Origin of the sequence: Serratia sp. JSRIV006 (assembly GCF_019968685.1) — a bacterium.
Classification (GTDB): domain Bacteria; phylum Pseudomonadota; class Gammaproteobacteria; order Enterobacterales; family Enterobacteriaceae; genus Chania; species Chania fonticola_B.
The window spans coordinates 3,049,947-3,068,396 of record NZ_CP074137.1 but is presented as its reverse complement, the minus strand read 5'-3'; the positions used below and the strand labels follow the sequence as shown (position 1 = coordinate 3,068,396).

Sequence of the window (18,450 nt, the reverse complement as noted above, 5' to 3'; positions counted from 1 at the left end):
ACCTTAGGTGGCTTTGTTTTTGGTGGGATTTTAAATTTTTACACTTAAGATGTGATCTCGATGGGATCATAAATACCTGTTAATAGGTATATTCATCGGGACTGTAAACCACACAAATGGAATGGATAATGAAAAAGACAACTCTGGTGGTGTTAGGGGCTCTGATGGCTCCTATGGTAGCAAGCGCGCATCAAGCGGGTGATTTCCTGTTCCGTGCAGGGACTGCAACAGTTCGTCCTAATGCAGGTTCGGACAACGTTTTAGGCCAAGGATCGTTCAACGCCAATAACAACACCCAATTGGGTCTGACTTTTGGCTATATGGTGACGGACAATATCGGCGTCGAGTTACTGGCTGCAACGCCGTTCCGCCATAAAGTTTCTCTGGGTGGCCCAGCGGTCAACGGGGATATTGCAACCGTTCGTCAACTGCCACCAACGCTGATGGCGCAGTACTACTTTGGCGACAAGCAAGACAAGCTGCGTCCATACCTGGGCATCGGTGTGAACTACACCATGTTCTTCGACGAGAAATTCAACGACAACGGCAAGGATGCGGGTTTAAGCAACCTGGATCTGAAAAATTCCTGGGGCGTAGCCGGGCAGGCGGGTCTGGATTACAACCTGGATGAGCACTGGATGTTGAACATGTCGCTTTGGTGGATGAATATCGAAACCAAGGTACGCTTCGACGCTGGCGATCAACATCAGAGTATTGACACTCGTCTGGACCCATTTGTCTTTATGTTTGGTGCAGGCTACCGCTTCTAAGCCAGCAGTAAAGGAGGCGCTGTTCGGCGCCTCCCTCTTCAGTTATTTAATGCGCATATCGTTTTCGACAGATTTAACCCCTGCCACGCCGCGAGTCACCTGAACGGCGCGATTGGCATCGGCGCTAGAGCTGACGAAACCGCTTAACTGAACCTTGCCTTTAAAGGTCTCGACGCTAATCTCGGTGGATTTGATGGTTTTATCCGCCAGCAGTGCTGACTTCACCTTGGTAGTGATGACCGTATCGTCAATATAACCGCCAGTCCCCTCTGATTTTGCCGTTGGAGCACAGGCAGAAACTGCCATCGCCAAAATAGCTGCCATGCACAGCGCCGAAAGGGTTTTAAATAGCTTCATAAATGACTCTCCTTGCAAATGTTATTGTTGAAATTAAATGCTGATTTCAATCAGCTAACGAAATCGTATGCACTGAGCCACTGAATATTTAGCGGCAAATATGATTGTGGGGCAGGTTGCTGGTTTGTTCAAATTGTTTGCAAAAATATCTTTGGCAAGAATGAGGCTAAACAATGTGTTATCACCGGATACTTTCGTAGTATCCGGTGATTGAGAGCGGGAGATTAAACGCGGGTAGCGGCTTTCATTTCACGTACAAACTTGCCCAGCTTGGCCAGCATTTCTGCCGGTTGTGCCTGATTCTGTTCGATGATCTTAACAATTGCCGAACCGGAGATTGCCCCGGCGGCCCCGGCTTGCAACGCATCCTTGACCTGTGAGGGTTCAGAGATGCCAAAGCCTTGCAGCGGCGGTGCCGCATGATACTCGCGCAGCTTATTGACCAGGTGGTGCAGCGGTAACTGCGCCCGGCTTTCCGTCCCGGTTACTCCTGCGCGTGACAGCAGGTAAGTGTAACCCCGGCCGTGGGACGAGATTTCACGCAGTAAATCCTCATCCGCATTTGGTGGGCAGATATAGATTGGCGCGATGCCGTGGCGAGTTGCTGCCGCGCGGAAAGGTGCGGACTCCTCGAAAGGTACGTCCGCGATCAACACCGAATCTACACCGGCCTGCGCACAGCGCTGATAAAATGCGTCAATGCCGCCGTGGAACACCAGGTTGGCGTACATCAGCAGGCCAATCGGAATATCAGGGTGCTTCTGGCGGATTGCCGTCAGCATTTCAAAACAGTGCGTTGGCGTAACGCCAGAAGCGAAAGCACGCAGTGCTGCACTTTGAATGGTTGGGCCATCGGCCAACGGATCCGAGAAGGGGATCCCCAACTCCAAGGCATCTGCACCGTTCTCCACCAGCGTATCGATAATCTGTAACGATAGCGTCGGGTTTGGGTCGCCGAGGGTGACAAACGGCACGAAGGCGCCTTCTTTATTATTTTCCAACCGTTTGAACAGTTGCTGATAACGTTCCATCAGATTTCTCCCCGTGCTTTCAGAATGTCGTGAACGGTAAATATGTCTTTGTCGCCGCGGCCGGACAGGTTAACCACCAGGATCTGTTCTTTCTGCGGCTCTTCACGGATCATTTTCAGCGCGTGTGCGAGGGCATGGGAAGACTCCAACGCCGGGATAATTCCTTCGTGGCGGGAAAGCGCTTTGAAAGCCTCCAGCGCTTCATCATCGGTGATCGACACGTATTCTGCGCGGCCGATGCTGTTCAGATAGGCGTGTTGCGGGCCAACGGAAGGGAAGTCCAAACCGGCGGAAATCGAGTAAGACTCCTCGATCTGGCCTTCAGAGGTTTGCATCATCGGCGATTTCATCCCGAAGTAAATCCCCACCTTGCCATGTTTCAGCGGCGCACCATGCTGGCCGGTTTCGATCCCCAGGCCAGCGGGTTCAACGCCGATCAGGCCAACGCTGTCATCATCGATAAAGTCGGCAAACATGCCGATGGCGTTGGAACCACCGCCAACGCAGGCCAATACGGCATCCGGCAGACGGCCTTCACGCTCCAGCACCTGAGCTTTGGTTTCTTCACCGATCATGCGTTGGAATTCACGCACTATGGTCGGGAACGGGTGTGGGCCTGCGGCAGTGCCCAGCATGTAGTGGGCCTTATCGTAAGAGCCAGACCAGTCGCGCAGCGCTTCGTTACAGGCATCTTTCAGCGTGGAAGAACCGCTGTGCACCGGGATCACTTCAGCCCCCATCAGGCGCATACGGAATACGTTAGGTGACTGGCGTTCAATGTCCTTGGCACCCATGTAGATACGGCATTTCAGACCGAGCAGGGCGCACGCCAGCGCAGAGGCCACACCGTGTTGGCCAGCGCCGGTTTCCGCGATGATCTCGGTTTTGCCCATGCGTTTGGCAAGCAGCGCCTGGCCCAATACCTGGTTGGTCTTATGGGCACCGCCGTGCAGCAGATCTTCACGCTTTAGGTAGAGTTTGGTTTTGCTACCGGCAGTCAGGTTTTTGCACAGCGTCAGTGCCGTTGGGCGGCCCGCATAGTTTTTTAGCAGATCGATAAACTCTGCCTGGAACTCAGGGTCACGCTGGGCGCTGACGAAGGCTTCTTCCAGTTGTTTCAGGGCTGGCATCAAAATTTGCGGCACGTACTGACCGCCAAATTCGCCGAAGTAAGGGTTAAGCAGCGTCATTATTTTTCCCGTTATTATCCGTTAAATGAGGTTCGCAATCAGTAGGCGCGCAGGGTCTGGAACACCGCCGCGAGACGCTCGGCATCTTTGATGCCGGGTTGGCTCTCTACGCCAGAGTTGAAATCGAGGCCCGCACAGCCCAGTTGGGCCGCATCTAGGCAGTTGTCTGCACTCAGGCCGCCAGCCAGCATCACGTTGTCCAGCGTTTGGCCCTGCAACACCGACCAGTCAAAGCGAACTCCGGTACCGCCAGCGCCGTTATCCAGCAGGTAACGATCGACCTGTTGCAGATCGCGAGCGGGCAGGCTGTCTTTTACGCTCAAGGCTTTCCAGATCTGACAGGTGGCAGGCAGCTCGGCGCGCAGGGCGTTAATATAAGCTTGGTCTTCCGCTCCGTGCAGTTGCACCGCATACAGACCAAGGCGCTCAGCAGTTTGCGCTACCGTAGCGATGGGCGCATCACAGAAAACACCCACGTATTTCAACGGCGCTCCGGCGATCACTTCCCTGGCGCGGGCAATGTCCACGTTACGTGGGGAACGGCCAACGAAGATCAGACCGCCGTAGTTGGCACCTGCCTGATAAGCGGCGGCGGCATCTTGCGGCCGGGTCAGGCCACAGACTTTGTTGTCACCGAGGATCACGCGGCGTACCGCGCTGCGCAGGTTGGCCTCCGACATCAATGCGCTACCGATCAGAAAACCGTTGGCATAGCGGCTGAGTTCACGGATCTGGCGATAGTTATTGATGCCGGACTCGCTGATCACCGTCACGCCATGTGGCACTTTTGGAGCCAGGGTGCGGGTGCGATCCAGATCGATAGACAGATCGCGCAGATCGCGGTTGTTGATGCCAATCACTTTGGCTTCCAGCTGTACCGCACGCTGTAATTCTTCTTCGCTTATCACCTCGGTCAGCACGCCCATATTCAGGCTGTGTGCCACCGCAGCAAGTTGGCGGTACTGTTCGTCATCGAGCACTGACAGCATCAACAGAATGGCGTCGGCCTGGTAGTGACGTGCCAGATAGATTTGGTAAGGGTCGATCATAAAGTCCTTACACAGCACCGGCTGGGTCACGGTTTTACTCACCAGCGGCAGAAAATCGAAGCTGCCCTGGAAGTATTGCTCATCGGTCAGCACCGAGATCGCCGAGGCGAAGTCCTTATACACCGAGGCGATTTCCATCGGGTCAAAATTCTCGCGGATCAGCCCCTTGGAAGGAGAGGCTTTTTTGCATTCGAGAATAAATGCCGTTCTGGCGCCTTGTAGCGCATGATAAAAGCTACGCTCGCTTGGCACGATTTCGTTTTGAAAGCTGGCTAATGGCTGTTGTTGCTTACGTGCCGCGACCCACTGCGCCTTGTCACGAACAATCTTGTTGAGCACGGTTTCCTGCATCATTTATCCTCTTGCTGCCAAAGCAGTGACACGCTGGTAAGCCTGCCCACTGTGGATCATTTCCAATGCCTGCTGCGCGTTCTGGCGCAGGTCTTCCTGTCCGAATAGTTTCAGCAACAGTGCGACGTTGGCGGCGACCGCCGCGGCGTGCGCTGGCTCACCTTTACCTTGTAACAACCTTGCCAGAATGTCACGGTTTTCTTCCGGCGACCCTCCCAGCAGGGAGCCCAGCGGGTAGCTGTCCAACCCAAAAGATTTAGGTGTCAGCTGATAACTTTCAATTTCGCCGTCATTCAGCTCGGCGACGTGAGTGGTGGTGTGGATCGCCACTTCATCCATACCGCCACCGTGCACGACGGCGGCGCGCTGATAACCCAATACGCGCAGGGTTTGGGCGATTGGCAGCACCAGCTCCGGGCTGTAGACCCCAATCAACGCCAACGGTGGGCGAGCCGGGTTAATCAACGGCCCGAGTACGTTGAACACCGTGCGGGTCTTCAACTGTTGGCGTACCGGCATCGCATGGCGAAAACCGGTGTGATACTGCGGCGCAAACAGGAAACATACGCCCAGTTCATCCAAAGCCCTGCGGGATTCTTCCGCAGGCAGATCCAGACGGATCCCGAAGGCGGCCAACAGATCGGATGAACCGGAACGGCTGGAGACGCTGCGGTTGCCGTGCTTGGCCACCTTGACCCCACAGGCTGCGGCGACAAAAGCGCTGGCCGTAGAGATATTGATGCTGTTGGTGCCGTCACCGCCGGTGCCGACGATATCCGCGAAGGCATAGTCCGGGCGTGGGAACGGTAGAGCATCGGCCAAGAGTGCCTTGGCAGCTCCGGCGATTTCTTCCGGGTGCTCACCGCGGATCTTCATGCTGATTAAGGCCGCCGCAAGTTGGCTAGGTTCCAGCTCACCGCGCACGATAGCGCTGAATAACTGCTGGCTTTCTTCCTGGCTCATCGACTCCGATCGATACAGTTTTTCAAGAATAGGTTGCATAGTCGGTTCCCCTTGATTATTTCGCCAACGCCCAGGCCAACGTCTGCTCAAGCAAACGCGCGCCTTGGGTGGTCAGAATGGATTCTGGATGGAATTGGAAACCACATACGCGGTGTTCATCGTGACGCACTGCCATCACCATGTCGCCGAAGCGAGCATTGACGGTCAGCCCTTCAGGGATATTGCTGCCGACCAGCGAGTGATAGCGGGCGACCGGCAGCGGGTTGGCCATACCGGCAAACATCCCCTGGTTATCGTGAGTAATGGAAGAAGCCTTGCCGTGCAAAATCTCACCGGCCTGGCCAACGTGGCCGCCATAGGCTTCCACAATCGCCTGATGGCCGAGACAGATCCCGATGATTGGCATCTGGCCGCGCAGGCGTTGCAACAGCTCTGGCATACAACCAGCGTCGGCTGGAGTACCAGGGCCTGGGGACAGCATTAAAATAGGCTGCTCCATCTGTTGCAGGCGCGCGATGATGATCTCGGCGGCAATCTGGTTACGATAAATGACTACCTGATGACCGCTGGCACGCAGTTGATCGACCAGGTTGTAAGTAAAGGAGTCGACGTTGTCGAGCAGTAAGATATCGGCCATTAGAAAATCTCCTTGGCCTGGTGCGCGCTGGCGATGGCACGCAGCACGGCACGTGCCTTGTTACGGGTTTCATCGGCTTCTGCCTGCGGAACGGAATCCAGCACCACACCGGCACCGGCCTGCACGGTGGCAACACCGTCCTCAACATACGCGGAACGAATGACAATACAGGTATCGAGATCTCCGTGAGCGGTAAAGTAACCCACTGCGCCTCCGTAGCTGCCACGACGGGTGCCTTCAGAGGCGGCAATCAGTTGCATGGCGCGTACTTTCGGCGCGCCGCTCAGCGTGCCCATATTCATACAGGCCTGATAGGCATGCAGCACGTCGAGATCGCCACGCAGCTTGCCGACCACGCGGGAGACCAGGTGCATCACGAATGAGTAACGGTCTACCTTAGTCAGGTCGGCAACATAGCGGCTACCAGCCTCACAGATGCGGGCCAGATCGTTGCGGGCCAGGTCGACCAGCATCAGGTGTTCCGCCAGCTCTTTATGGTCGGTACGCATTTCCAGCTCAATGCGGCTGTCGAGATCCAGATCCAGCGAACCGTCGGCGCGGCGTCCGCGAGGACGAGTACCGGCGATCGGGTAGATTTCAATTTGGCGACTGGTGGCTTCATATTTCAGCGCGCTTTCCGGCGAGGCACCGAACAGCGTGAACTCGTCGTCCTGCATAAAGAACATGTAAGGGCTTGGATTGTTTTCCTTCAGCGTCTGGTAAGCCGCCAGCGGATTAGGGCAAGGCAGAGAGAAGCGACGAGAAGGCACCACCTGGAAAATCTCACCGTGGCGGATGGCCTGCTGCAACTGGCTGACTACCGCGCCGTACTCTTCATCGCTCTGATTGCAGCTTAGCTGCATGTCTTCCAGTTTCTGATGAGGAATGGCGATCGGAGTTTGCTGCAATTGCACCTGAAGCTGTTCGAGACGCTGCTGCAAACGCAGGGTTTCAGCGTTGTCACCGTTAAATACGCTGGCTTGTAAACGAGCTACGCCGCGTTGGTGATCCAGCACCAGCAGCGTTTCCGCCAGATAGAAACAGAAGTCCGGGCAGCGTTGGTCTTGGCGCAGCTCTGGCAGGTCTTCAAAGCCAGCAACCAGGTCATAGGCAAACAGGCCGCCGAGCAACATCGCTTCACGTTCATTGGCAGGAGCATCGACCAGCGTCAGCATCGTGCGCAACGCATCAAACACTGACAGTGAACGCAGGCGGGCATCTTCGTCTTGTACCGTATCAATTGCCGGGAAGGTCAGCTCACGGCCATTAGGGCGAGCCTGGATTTGTACGTCGGTAGGCAAGGCTTCATCCAACAGTGGCAGCAGGGCTGCACCGTTAGCAGTCAGTGCCTGAAGGCTGACTTTACGGCCCAAGGCGGTAATGCGCAGGGCACTGTCGACAATCAGCAGGCTTTTCAGGTTTTGCTTGCTGTTGATTTCCGCCGAGTCCAGCAACAGGGTGGCAGGGCGCGCGCCACACAGCTGATGAAAAATTGCCGTCGGATCGCTGCGGTAACCGGCCTGTGCCGTGAGGAGTTTGAGCTGTGGTTTGATGTTCATCTTCGGTAGTTCCAGTCAAATCTTGTCCATAAAAAAGCCCGCTGTAATGAGCGGGCCTAGGGAATCTGCAGTGTCAGATGACAGGTATGCGTGATTACTCGACCCTTGATTGGGAAGTACGCCACCAGCGAAGAAGAGAAGTGTGCTTAGTCATCATGTTGCTCTCTGTATTTTCATCCAACACGGTTATTGCCGTGAACTTGTGTACTAGTTAACTGGAACGAAGGGGCAATGTCAACTCTCTTTTTGCACAATATGTTAGCGGCCAGCGTGGAATCGTTAATCTGGCGGGAGCGCCATCGGCAGAATAGATTTCCGTCCGGCCAACCATAACGGGTATGATAGAAAGCCAAGCCATCGCAGGATATCCCTTTTGACAGACAGCAGCCCACAATCCTCCGCTTTTACCCTGTACGATCTCCACAGCCACACCACCGCTTCGGACGGTTACTTAACGCCGACTCAACTGGTGCAGCGAGCCGTTGAGATGCGCGTTGGCGTGCTGGCTATTACCGATCACGACACCACCAACGGATTGGCAGAGGCCGCGGCCGCGATAGCCGATCTTGCCTTGCCCTTGCAGTTGGTTAACGGCGTGGAGATTTCTACGCTGTGGGAAAACCATGAGATCCACATTGTTGGGCTGGGGCTCGATATCACCCATCCGGCGCTGTTACAGCTGCTGGTCGAACAGACCGAGCGCCGTAATCTGCGGGCGCAAGAAATCGGCGTTCGGTTAGCAAAAGCGCGCATTCCCGATGCCTATGCCGGAGCGCAACTGCTGGCGGGGGATGGGGCGGTTACCAGAGGGCATTTTGCCCGTTTTCTGGTGCAGCAGGGCATAGCTGGTAACATGGCGCAGGTGTTCAAGAAGTATCTCGCCAAAGGGAAAATCGGCTATGTTCCGCCACAGTGGTGTACAATAGAACAAGCCATTGATGTCATTCATCAATCCGGTGGCCAAGCGGTGATGGCGCATCCGGGCCGTTACGATCTGACGGCAAAATGGCTGAAACGTCTGTTGGCCTATTTTGCCGAACACGGCGGTGATGCGATGGAGGTGGCGCAGTGTCAACAAGCCCCCCATGAGCGTACGGTGTTGGCTAAATATGCGCAGGACTACCAATTATTGGCGTCTCAGGGTTCGGATTTCCATCAGCCCTGTTCGTGGATTGAGTTGGGGCGCAAACTGTGGTTACCCGGCGGTGTTGAACCGGTTTGGCGTGATTGGCCACAGCCCCAACAGAACTTAGTCGATTGATTTAACGCGGGCGTTGTTTTGCGCGTGCATCATTTTCAGGAGTTAGAGATGAGCCAGCTATTTTATATTCACCCGGACAACCCGCAGCCGCGCCTGGTCAATCAGGCCGTAGAGGTGCTGCGCAAGGGTGGCGTGATCGTCTATCCAACAGACTCTGGCTACGCGCTGGGCTGCAAACTTGAAGAGAAGACGGCGTTGGAGCGTATCTGCCGCATTCGCCAGTTGGACGGTAACCACAACTTCACGCTGATGTGCCGCGATTTGTCCGAGCTGTCGACCTATGCCTATGTGGACAATTCGTCGTTTCGCCTGATCAAGAACAATACGCCTGGCAATTACACCTTCATCCTGAAAGCGACCAAAGAAGTGCCTCGTCGCCTGATGAATGACAAGCGTAAAACCATCGGTTTGCGCGTGCCATCCAACCCGATCGCTCTGGCATTGCTGGAAGTGCTCAATGAGCCAATGATGTCGACCACGCTAATGCTGCCAGGCAATGACTTTGCCGAATCCGATCCGGAAGAGATCAGCGAACACCTTGGCAAGCAGGTGGATCTGGTGATCCACGGCGGTTTCCTGGGCCAGCAGCCAACCACGGTTATCGACCTGACAGAATCCTCCCCAGAAGTGATCCGTGAAGGTGCGGGCGATCCAGCGCCTTTCCGCTAAACTGCCGGACGAAGTCAGTGCCAAGGAGGGATAAAGCCTGTATAATAAGCGGTTGGTTTTGACCAAGTGCTAATCTTTGCGGCCGTCTCTCCTTGCTGAGAGTGGCGGCAAAGTCCCCCCGACGCCTGTGAAGGCGACATTAGAGGTTGCTCAATGAGCGAAAAGTTACAGAAAGTATTAGCGAATGCTGGCCATGGCTCGCGTCGTGAAATAGAAACCATGATTGAGGCAGGTCGCATCAGCGTCGACGGCAAGATCGCCAAACTGGGCGACCGCGTTGAAGTGGTCGCCGGGATGAAAATTCGCCTGGACGGTCATGTTGTCTCGATCAAAGAATCCGAAGAAGCGGTTTGCCGCGTGCTGGCTTATTACAAGCCGGAAGGTGAACTCTGTACCCGTAGCGATCCAGAAGGTCGCCCAACGGTCTTCGATCGCCTACCAAAACTGCGTGGTTCTCGCTGGGTAGCGGTAGGGCGTTTGGACGTGAATACCTCAGGCTTGCTGCTGTTTACCACTGACGGTGAACTGGCTAACCGCCTGATGCACCCAAGCCGCGAAGTTGAACGCGAATACGCCGTGCGCGTGTTCGGCCAGATCGACGACGAAAAGCTCAAGCAACTGAGCAAAGGTGTCCAACTGGAAGATGGCCCGGCGGCATTCCGCACCATCACCTTCCAGGGTGGCGAAGGGATCAACCAGTGGTACAACGTCACGCTGACCGAAGGCCGTAACCGTGAGGTGCGTCGCCTGTGGGAAGCCGTTGGCGTGCAGGTAAGCCGCTTGATCCGCGTGCGTTACGGCGATATCGATCTGCCAAAAGGCCTGCCTCGTGGCGGCTATACCGAGCTGGATCTGAAGGCGATCAACTATCTGCGTGAGCTGGTGGAACTGCAGCCGGAAACCGTCAGCAAACTGCCGGTAGAACGCGATCGTCGCCGTGTGAAGGCCAACCAGATCCGCCGTGCGGTAAAACGTCACAGCCAGGTCGCTCCCGGCAGCCGTCGTGGTGCACCAGGCAGCAGCAAACCGGGTAAACCGGCCAAGCCTTCCAAGCGTAGCTAAATTTATCACCGTGGCCTTGCCTTCTGGCTTGGCCACGGGTTATTCAGTTACCAGTCAATACCCTGCTGAGCCTTGATCCCCGCTTCAAACGCGTGCTTCACCGGCCGCATCTCCGTCACGGTATCCGCCAGCTCCAGCAAATCGCGATGACAGCCACGCCCGGTGATAATCACCGTCTGGTGTGCAGGACGCTGCTCAAGGGCTTCCAGCACCTCTGACAGCTCTAAATAGCCGTAGGTGACCATATAGGTCAACTCGTCCATCAGCACTAGATCCAGGCTGCTGTCGGCCAGCATCCGCTTACCGTGTTGCCAGACGGCCTGGCAGGCGGCGGTATCGCTTTCCCGATCCTGGGTTTCCCAGGTAAAGCCGGTTGCCATGACCTGAAATTCCACGCCGTGCTGTTGCAGCAGGTTTTTCTCGCCGTTGGGCCACTGGCCTTTGATAAACTGGATCACTCCGGCCTTCATCCCGTGGCCGACGGCACGAGTGACGGTGCCAAATGCAGCGGTGGTCTTGCCTTTGCCATTGCCGGTAAAGACCAGCAACAGACCGCGGGTTTCCTGCGCGGCGGCAATGCGGGCATCCACCTGTTCTTTCAGCCGTTGCTGGCGTTGTTGGTGACGATCTTCAGCCATGTTAAATGCTTCCTTATTCGGCAGCGCCGGGTTTACGGTTGGGTTGAGCATCGAAGCTCATGCCGGTTTTACGGCGGCTGTCATCGCCCATCAAATACAGATAGAGCGGCATGATATCGGCCGGTGTTTTCAGCTTGTTTTTATCTTCCTGTGGGAATGCAGATGCGCGCATTTTGGTGCGAGTTCCGCCAGGATTGATGCAATTTACCCGCAAGTTTCGGTTTTTATACTCATCGGCCAATACCTGCATCATCCCTTCGGTAGCAAACTTGGAAACGGCATAGGCCCCCCAGCCAGCACGGCCGGTGCGGCCGACGCTGGAGCTGGTGAACACCAACGATCCCGCATTGGATTTCAGCAGCAACGGCAGCAGCGCCTGGGTAAGCATGAAGGTGGCATTCACGTTGACCTGCATCACTTCGTTCCACATGGTCATCGAAAGCTCGGCCATTGGGGCGATGTCGCCCAACAGACCAGCGTTTTGCAATACGCCGTCCAGACGTGGCACCTTGGTGGCCAAGTCTTCCGCCAGGGTTTGGCACTGCTCTGGCGTGGTGTGTAACAAATCCAGCGTTACGATATGCGTCGGGGCGCTGGAGATGGCGGCAATTTCGGCCTGGACGCCCTGCAGTTTGCTTTCCGTGCGGCCAAGCAGCACTAGCTGTGCGCCGTAACGAGCGTAAGTCAGCGCCGCTTCACGGCCAATGCCGTCGCCCGCCCCGGTGACCAGAATAATGCGTTGTTCGAGCAGATCCTGCTTAGGTTGGTAATGCACAATAATTCCTCGCGCCTGTTTGGCGGCTCCCGCGCTATGGCTGGGAGCTTGGGTGGATTGCGGATCGCTGGCAGGAGCAGGGTTGCTCAACCACAATGGCGATCCGCTGCGAATTTTTGTCAGTAATTTAATGAATAATGTCTGTTATATGCCTGAAATGGATCGCATTTTCAATGAGTAACCTACAGAAACGGCATTCTTTTGTAACAAAAACGGTACAATAGCGGCTTGGTTACCGCTGCGGGCAACCCCATAGCACAGAGGTGTGCCGCATGCTCATCAATCTGAATTTTCATTTAGGCGCGACAGCCGTGGTGCCATTTGCTAAAAAGTACGTAGGGGCGCTGCATGCTGCGCCCGCTCAACTAACAAACTGTAAATAAAGGCGGTATCTGTGGAGTTTATATCTGTTTATGGCCTTTTCCTGGCCAAAGTTGCCACGGTGGTGATTGCTATTGCCGCGCTGGCGTTGCTGGCGGTGAGCCTCGGGCAGCGCAAGAGCCAGCAGAAAGGGGAACTACAGCTTACCGACCTGGGTGAGCAATATCGTGAAATGCAGCGGGAAATGCGCCTTGCCCGCATGGGGGCGGCAGAGCAGAAGGCCTGGAGCAAGCAGTTCAAAAAGCAGAACAAGGCCGACGACAAGCTGAAAAAACAGCGTGCCAAGGCCGGTGCGGTAGAGGCCGTCAAACCTTGCCTGTATGTACTGGACTTCAAGGGCAGCATGGATGCCCATGAGGTCAGCTCACTGCGTGAAGAGATCTCTGCCGTGTTGGCAGTAGCTACGGCTAAGGACGAGGTGTTGCTGCGTTTGGAGAGCCCTGGTGGGGTGGTGCACGGCTATGGTCTGGCAGCGTCGCAACTGGAGCGTCTGCGCAAGGGGGGTATCCGCCTGACGGTGGCGGTGGATAAGGTCGCGGCTAGCGGCGGTTATATGATGGCCTGTGTGGCCGACCGCATTGTGGCAGCACCGTTCGCCATCATTGGTTCGATCGGCGTGGTTGCGCAGATCCCCAACTTCCATCGCTTGCTGCAAAAGAGCAATATCGATGTGGAATTGCACACCGCGGGCCAGTTCAAACGCACCTTGACCCTGTTTGGTGAGAATACCGAACAAGGGCGGGAAAAGTTCCGTGAAGATCTCAACGAAACCCACGAGTTGTTCAAACAGTTTGTTCATCAGCAACGCCCTTCATTGGCTATCGAAGAGGTCGCGACCGGTGAGCATTGGTATGGCACTCAGGCAAAAGATAAAGGGCTGGTTGACGCGGTCGGCACCAGTGACGATCTGCTGATTGCCGAGATGGAAAACCATGAAGTGGTGGGGGTACGCTATGCCCGCCGAAAACGCCTGATCGATCGCTTTACCGGCAGTGCGGCAGAGAGTGTCGATCGTCTGCTGTTGCGCTGGTGGCAGCGCGGTGAGAAACCGCTGTTGTAAGCCGGTAAATCGGTGAATGCACGGGGCCTGATGGCCCCGTTTTTAATGGTTAACCCACCAGATGGTATTTCTCGGAAAGCACATGAGCCAGGTGCTTAAACATATTAAATACGGCGGTGGTTTTTGCCGTTGGCAGACCCTCGGGATCTAAAAAGAACTCGCCGCGGAAAACCAACACGCTGCCTTTCTGCTCAACGTCGGTGGCCACCATGCCGTGCATATAATCTTCATGTTGGCGGATGATGTTATTTGCTTCAGTAAGCAGATCTGCTCGTTCGATGGGTTGAGTGTTGTTACGCATTTATTTCTCCTGCTAGCGAAAATTCTGAACGTATTCTAGCGCGGGTTCGCGTTTATCCGCAAACCAGCTAAGGTTTAATTGCCGTCTGGACAGCCAGTGATTTGACCGTCCGTGGCGAAATGAGGTTTTCCGCGCTAATTAAGTTGCGTCGCGTTTGTTATCAGGTAGAGTGTGGGATTTTGCGGCTTCCGGTGGAAGGATTTGTTTACGCTCAACGCAGGTCATAGCTGGCCTGGCTTCTGGGGTTTGGCGTGAACAGGTTAGGCTGGTGAAATGCGTTCAGGTTGACCAGTTAGGCAACCATTAGAAAAAAACAGGTTGATCTCTTGCCAGAGTACCGCAATATAAATAAGAGATACGAATTGCCGCGGTACGGCGAGACAAATGGCTTCTTTTTAGAAGTATTAAATTCAGGTAAAGGTAATTATGGGCAAAGCTCTCGTAATAGTTGAGTCCCCGGCAAAAGCCAAAACTATTAATAAATATTTAGGTAATGACTACGTGGTGAAGTCCAGCGTCGGTCATATCCGTGATTTGCCGACCAGTGGCTCAGCTAGCAAAAAGAGCGCTGAGTCAACCGAAGACAAAACCAAAGACAAAGCCAAAAAGAAAGTCAAGAAAGATGAAAAGACCGCGCTGGTCAATCGCATGGGCGTCGATCCTTACCACGGGTGGGAAGCGCAATATGAGATTTTGCCCGGTAAGGAAAAAGTGGTCGCCGAGTTAAAGTCGTTAGCCGAAAATGCTGACCACATTTACCTCGCAACCGACCTTGACCGCGAAGGGGAAGCCATCGCCTGGCACCTGCGGGAAGTGATCGGTGGGGACGACAAGCGCTTTAGCCGCGTGGTGTTTAACGAAATCACCAAAAACGCGATCCAGCAGGCGTTCCAAGCGCCAGGCGAGCTGAATATCGATCGTGTCAACGCACAGCAGGCGCGTCGCTTTATGGACCGCGTGGTGGGCTACATGGTGTCGCCACTGCTGTGGAAAAAAATTGCTCGTGGCCTGTCCGCTGGCCGGGTGCAGTCCGTTGCGGTTCGGCTGGTGGTGGAGCGTGAACGCGACATCAAGGCGTTCGTACCCGAAGAGTACTGGGAACTGCATGCCGATCTGCTGGCGAAAGGCGAAATCGCGCTGCAGATGGAAGTCACCCACGCCCACGATAAGCCGTTCAAACCGGTTAACCGTGAGCAGACTCATGCCGCGCTTAACCTGCTGGAAAAAGCCCGTTATACGGTGCTGGATCGTGAAGACAAGCCAACCAGCAGCAAACCGGGTGCACCGTTCATCACCTCCACGCTGCAACAGGCTGCCAGTACCCGCCTGAGCTTCGGCGTGAAGAAAACCATGATGATGGCGCAGCGTCTGTATGAAGCCGGTCATATCACCTATATGCGTACCGACTCCACCAACCTGAGCCAGGACGCGGTCAACATGGTGCGTGGTTATATCGGTGACAACTTCGGCGACAAGTACCTGCCGAAGGCGCCTAACCAATACAGCAGCAAAGAAAACTCCCAGGAAGCGCACGAAGCGATCCGTCCTTCCGATGTCAGCGTATTGGCTGAACAGCTGAAAGATATGGAAGCGGATGCGCAGAAACTGTATCAGCTGATCTGGCGTCAGTTTGTCGCCTGTCAGATGACACCAGCGCAATACGACTCCACCACGCTGACGGTGAAAGCGGACGACTTCCTGCTGCGTGCCAAAGGTCGTACGCTGCGTTTCGATGGCTGGACCAAGGTGATGCCTGCGCTGCGTAAGGGCGATGAAGATCGCACCTTGCCGTTTGTGGAAGTGGGCAGCGAGCTGGATCTGCAAAAGCTGATCCCGAGCCAGCACTTTACCAAGCCACCGGCGCGTTACAGTGAAGCTTCACTGGTTAAAGAATTGGAAAAACGCGGGATTGGCCGTCCATCTACTTACGCCTCGATCATCTCGACCATTCAGGATCGTGGCTATGTGAGGGTAGAGAGCCGCCGGTTCTACGCGGAAAAAATGGGTGAGATCGTCACCGACCGCCTGGAAGAAAACTTCCGTGAGCTGATGAATTACGACTTCACCGCGCGCATGGAAAATGGCCTGGACCAGGTCGCCAACAACCAGGCGGAATGGAAAGCGGTGCTGGACGAATTCTTTGCCGAATTCAGTGAGCAGTTGGAAACCGCCGAGAAAGACCCTGAAGAGGGCGGTATGCGCCCGAACCAGATGGTGATGACCAGCATTGACTGTCCGACCTGTGGCCGCAAAATGGGTATCCGCACCGCCAGTACCGGCGTGTTCCTTGGTTGCTCCGGTTATGCGTTGACGCCGAAAGAGCGCTGTAAAACCACCATCAATCTGGTGCCGGAAGCGGAAGTGCTGAACATCCTGGAAGGGGATGATGCAGAAACCAACGCCCTGCGTGCCCGTAAGCGTTGCCAGAAGTGCGGCACCGCGATGGACAGCTACCTGATCGACAACCAGCGCAAGCTGCACGTGTGTGGTAACAACCCGGCCTGTGACGGCTACGAAATCGAGCAAGGCGAATTCCGCCTGAAAGGTTACGACGGCCCGATCGTTGAGTGTGAAAAATGTGGTTCCGAAATGCACCTGAAAATGGGGCGCTTTGGCAAGTACATGGGCTGCACCAACGAAAACTGCAAGAACACCCGTAAGATCCTGCGCAGCGGTGAAGTTGCGCCGCCGAAAGAGGATCCGGTCCCGCTGCCAGAGTTGCCGTGCGAGAAATCGGACGCCTACTTTGTGTTGCGTGATGGGGCGGCAGGCGTGTTCCTGGCGGCCAACACCTTCCCTAAATCGCGCGAAACCCGTGCGCCGTTAGTGGAAGAGTTGCTGCGCTTCAAAGATCGTTTGCCGGAGAAATTGCGCTATCTGGCCGATGCGCCGGTGGCCGATCCGGAAGGCAACAAGACGATGGTGCGCTTCAGCCGTAAAACCAAGCAACAGTATGTCTCATCAGAGAAAGACGGTAAGGCCACCGGCTGGTCCGCATTCTTCGTTGATGGCAAATGGGTTGAAGGCAAGAAGTAACCCGTACGCAAGGCAACAGCAAAAAACCAGCTCACTGAGCTGGTTTTTTATTGGCGTAAATCGGCTGGCGGATCTATTCTTCTCTGCTTTTTCTTATTTTTATCGGCAAGGCTCGGCGTTGATAATCATGCGAAAAGATCGTTATCATCTTGTGAAGCGGCTCTATACTTGGTCGCGCGACATGATATAATGGTTATATAAAAATGTTTTTTATGATTAAAGCTTATTAGCAACGGCGTTTTCATCAGCATCTGGGCGAAATCACTGTGTTTAAGGCTTGTGAGAATTAAGCATACCGGGCAACACCGAGATACCTGGCTGCGGCAAGCCGCAGTGTTTTAACCTAGGATGGTATTCAAATATGAAATTGCAGCAGCTTCGTTACATCGTAGAAGTGGTGAATCATAACCTCAACGTCTCTTCCACGGCTGAGGGGCTCTATACCTCGCAACCGGGTATCAGCAAGCAGGTGAGGATGCTGGAGGATGAGCTCGGCATCCAGATTTTCGCCCGTAGCGGCAAGCACCTTACCCAGGTGACGCCTGCTGGCCAGGAAATTATCCGCATTGCTCGCGAAGTGCTGTCCAAAGTGGAGGCCATCAAGGCCGTTGCCGGGGAACATACTTACCCGGACAAAGGTTCGCTGTATGTGGCAACCACCCATACCCAGGCACGCTACGCCTTGCCCAATGTGATCAAAGGCTTTATCGAGCGTTATCCGCGCGTGTCGCTGCATATGCACCAGGGCTCGCCAACGCAGATTGCCGAAGCGGTTTCCAAAGGCTCGGCAGACTTTGCCATCGCTACCGAAGCATTGCATCTGTATGACGACTTAATCATGCTGCCGTGCTACCACTGGAACCGGGCGGTAGTAGTGAAGCCCGATCATCCTTTAGCGGGAAAGAGCCACATCACCATTGAAGAGCTGGCCGAGTATCCTATCGTTACCTACACCTTCGGCTTTACCGGGCGCTCAGAGCTGGATACTGCGTTTAACCGGGCGGGGTTGACGCCGCGCATCGTATTTACCGCTACCGATGCCGACGTGATCAAGACTTATGTACGCCTGGGGCTGGGGGTTGGCGTGATCGCCAGCATGGCGGTCGATCCGGTGCAGGATCCGGATTTGGTGATGGTGGATGCCCGCGATATCTTTACCTATAGCACCACCAAGATCGGTTTCCGTCGCAGTACCTTCCTGCGCAGCTATATGTACGATTTTATCCAGCGTTTCGCTCCGCATCTGACGCGCGACGTGGTCGATACCGCCGTGGCTTTACGCACCAATGATGAGATCGAAGCCATGTTCAAGGACATCAAACTGCCGACCAAATAGGCCGTTAACTTGAGCCGCATTACA

Annotated in this window: 17 protein-coding genes and 1 other annotated feature; of the genes, 7 read left to right on the top strand and 10 right to left on the bottom strand. The window is 55.1% G+C overall.

The window, feature by feature from the left end; all coding sequences use genetic code 11:
- The first annotated feature begins 128 nt into the window (after window positions 1-128).
- Window positions 129-770 (top strand): outer membrane protein OmpW, encoded by a 642-nt coding sequence (ompW, locus tag KGP16_RS14165; protein ID WP_021806586.1) that lies wholly within the window; start codon window positions 129-131, stop codon window positions 768-770.
- Between the two features lie 42 nt (window positions 771-812).
- On the opposite strand, the gene KGP16_RS14160 is transcribed toward ompW, so the two are convergent.
- The 7 genes from KGP16_RS14160 to KGP16_RS14130 form a co-directional block, all read right to left on the bottom strand.
- Window positions 813-1,127, bottom strand: coding sequence for a BON domain-containing protein (locus tag KGP16_RS14160; RefSeq protein WP_021806585.1), 315 nt, complete (start codon window positions 1,125-1,127; stop codon window positions 813-815).
- A gap of 224 nt (window positions 1,128-1,351) precedes the next feature.
- Window positions 1,352-2,158, bottom strand: coding sequence for a tryptophan synthase subunit alpha (trpA, locus tag KGP16_RS14155; RefSeq protein ID WP_059200957.1), 807 nt, complete (start codon window positions 2,156-2,158; stop codon window positions 1,352-1,354).
- Window positions 2,158-3,348 (bottom strand): tryptophan synthase subunit beta, encoded by a 1,191-nt coding sequence (trpB, locus tag KGP16_RS14150; protein WP_021806583.1) that lies wholly within the window; start codon window positions 3,346-3,348, stop codon window positions 2,158-2,160. Before trpB ends, trpA begins: the two co-directional genes overlap by 1 nt.
- A gap of 38 nt (window positions 3,349-3,386) precedes the next feature.
- Window positions 3,387-4,748: a bifunctional indole-3-glycerol-phosphate synthase TrpC/phosphoribosylanthranilate isomerase TrpF gene (gene trpCF, locus KGP16_RS14145; protein ID WP_172413911.1), complete on the bottom strand. Its 1,362-nt coding sequence runs from the start codon at window positions 4,746-4,748 to the stop codon at window positions 3,387-3,389.
- Window positions 4,749-4,751: 3 nt separating this feature from the next.
- Window positions 4,752-5,750 (bottom strand): anthranilate phosphoribosyltransferase, encoded by a 999-nt coding sequence (gene trpD, locus KGP16_RS14140; protein WP_223499881.1) that lies wholly within the window; start codon window positions 5,748-5,750, stop codon window positions 4,752-4,754.
- 16 nt (window positions 5,751-5,766) lie between these two features.
- Window positions 5,767-6,348, bottom strand: coding sequence for a gamma-glutamyl-gamma-aminobutyrate hydrolase family protein (locus tag KGP16_RS14135; protein WP_021806581.1), 582 nt, complete (start codon window positions 6,346-6,348; stop codon window positions 5,767-5,769).
- On the bottom strand, window positions 6,348-7,907 hold the full coding sequence (locus KGP16_RS14130) for an anthranilate synthase component 1 (RefSeq protein ID WP_223499880.1): 1,560 nt from the start codon (window positions 7,905-7,907) through the stop codon (window positions 6,348-6,350). Before KGP16_RS14130 ends, KGP16_RS14135 begins: the two co-directional genes overlap by 1 nt.
- 28 nt (window positions 7,908-7,935) lie before the next feature.
- Window positions 7,936-8,040, bottom strand: a sequence feature (Trp leader region).
- Window positions 8,041-8,280: 240 nt separating this feature from the next.
- On the opposite strand from KGP16_RS14130, the gene KGP16_RS14125 reads away from it, so the two are divergent.
- From KGP16_RS14125 to rluB, 3 genes are all read left to right on the top strand, one after another.
- Entirely contained in the window at window positions 8,281-9,168 is an 888-nt protein-coding gene (locus KGP16_RS14125) for a PHP domain-containing protein (protein ID WP_021806579.1), read from the top strand.
- 48 nt (window positions 9,169-9,216) lie between these two features.
- Entirely contained in the window at window positions 9,217-9,837 is a 621-nt protein-coding gene (locus KGP16_RS14120; protein WP_021181255.1) for an L-threonylcarbamoyladenylate synthase, read from the top strand.
- A gap of 153 nt (window positions 9,838-9,990) precedes the next feature.
- Window positions 9,991-10,899, top strand: coding sequence for a 23S rRNA pseudouridine(2605) synthase RluB (gene rluB / locus KGP16_RS14115; protein ID WP_021806578.1), 909 nt, complete (start codon window positions 9,991-9,993; stop codon window positions 10,897-10,899).
- Window positions 10,900-10,946: 47 nt separating this feature from the next.
- Here the strand turns inward: rluB and cobO are convergent, their stop codons facing one another.
- Both cobO and KGP16_RS14105 read right to left on the bottom strand, forming a co-directional pair.
- Complete coding sequence (gene cobO / locus KGP16_RS14110) at window positions 10,947-11,537, bottom strand: cob(I)yrinic acid a,c-diamide adenosyltransferase (RefSeq protein WP_021806577.1); 591 nt, start codon at window positions 11,535-11,537, stop codon at window positions 10,947-10,949.
- A 13-nt stretch (window positions 11,538-11,550) separates the two neighbouring features.
- Window positions 11,551-12,312 carry a YciK family oxidoreductase gene (locus KGP16_RS14105; RefSeq protein WP_021806576.1) on the bottom strand — a complete coding sequence of 254 codons (762 nt, stop codon included), beginning with the start codon at window positions 12,310-12,312 and terminating at the stop codon, window positions 11,551-11,553.
- A 394-nt stretch (window positions 12,313-12,706) separates the two neighbouring features.
- On the opposite strand from KGP16_RS14105, the gene sohB reads away from it, so the two are divergent.
- Window positions 12,707-13,753, top strand: a complete 1,047-nt coding sequence (sohB, locus tag KGP16_RS14100) for a protease SohB (RefSeq protein WP_021806573.1) — start codon at window positions 12,707-12,709, stop codon at window positions 13,751-13,753.
- 49 nt (window positions 13,754-13,802) lie between these two features.
- Here the strand turns inward: sohB and KGP16_RS14095 are convergent, their stop codons facing one another.
- On the bottom strand, window positions 13,803-14,054 hold the full coding sequence (locus KGP16_RS14095; RefSeq protein ID WP_021806572.1) for a YciN family protein: 252 nt from the start codon (window positions 14,052-14,054) through the stop codon (window positions 13,803-13,805).
- A gap of 426 nt (window positions 14,055-14,480) precedes the next feature.
- Here KGP16_RS14095 and topA point away from each other — a divergent pair, with 426 nt between their 5' ends.
- Window positions 14,481-17,090, top strand: coding sequence for a type I DNA topoisomerase (gene topA, locus KGP16_RS14090; protein ID WP_021181262.1), 2,610 nt, complete (start codon window positions 14,481-14,483; stop codon window positions 17,088-17,090).
- A gap of 361 nt (window positions 17,091-17,451) precedes the next feature.
- Entirely contained in the window at window positions 17,452-18,426 is a 975-nt protein-coding gene (gene cysB, locus KGP16_RS14085; RefSeq protein WP_021181263.1) for an HTH-type transcriptional regulator CysB, read from the top strand.
- Window positions 18,427-18,450 lie beyond the last annotated feature (24 nt).

Coding starts and splice junctions, on each gene's coding strand:
- ompW (WP_021806586.1), top strand. CDS start 129: ATGAAAAAGACAACTCTGGTGGTGTTAGGGGCTCTGATGGCTCCTATG.
- KGP16_RS14160 (WP_021806585.1), bottom strand. CDS start 1,127: ATGAAGCTATTTAAAACCCTTTCGGCGCTGTGCATGGCAGCTATTTTG.
- trpA (WP_059200957.1), bottom strand. CDS start 2,158: ATGGAACGTTATCAGCAACTGTTCAAACGGTTGGAAAATAATAAAGAA.
- trpB (WP_021806583.1), bottom strand. CDS start 3,348: ATGACGCTGCTTAACCCTTACTTCGGCGAATTTGGCGGTCAGTACGTG.
- trpCF (WP_172413911.1), bottom strand. CDS start 4,748: ATGCAGGAAACCGTGCTCAACAAGATTGTTCGTGACAAGGCGCAGTGG.
- trpD (WP_223499881.1), bottom strand. CDS start 5,750: ATGCAACCTATTCTTGAAAAACTGTATCGATCGGAGTCGATGAGCCAG.
- KGP16_RS14135 (WP_021806581.1), bottom strand. CDS start 6,348: ATGGCCGATATCTTACTGCTCGACAACGTCGACTCCTTTACTTACAAC.
- KGP16_RS14130 (WP_223499880.1), bottom strand. CDS start 7,907: ATGAACATCAAACCACAGCTCAAACTCCTCACGGCACAGGCCGGTTAC.
- KGP16_RS14120 (WP_021181255.1), top strand. CDS start 9,217: ATGAGCCAGCTATTTTATATTCACCCGGACAACCCGCAGCCGCGCCTG.
- rluB (WP_021806578.1), top strand. CDS start 9,991: ATGAGCGAAAAGTTACAGAAAGTATTAGCGAATGCTGGCCATGGCTCG.
- cobO (WP_021806577.1), bottom strand. CDS start 11,537: ATGGCTGAAGATCGTCACCAACAACGCCAGCAACGGCTGAAAGAACAG.
- KGP16_RS14095 (WP_021806572.1), bottom strand. CDS start 14,054: ATGCGTAACAACACTCAACCCATCGAACGAGCAGATCTGCTTACTGAA.
- topA (WP_021181262.1), top strand. CDS start 14,481: ATGGGCAAAGCTCTCGTAATAGTTGAGTCCCCGGCAAAAGCCAAAACT.
- cysB (WP_021181263.1), top strand. CDS start 17,452: ATGAAATTGCAGCAGCTTCGTTACATCGTAGAAGTGGTGAATCATAAC.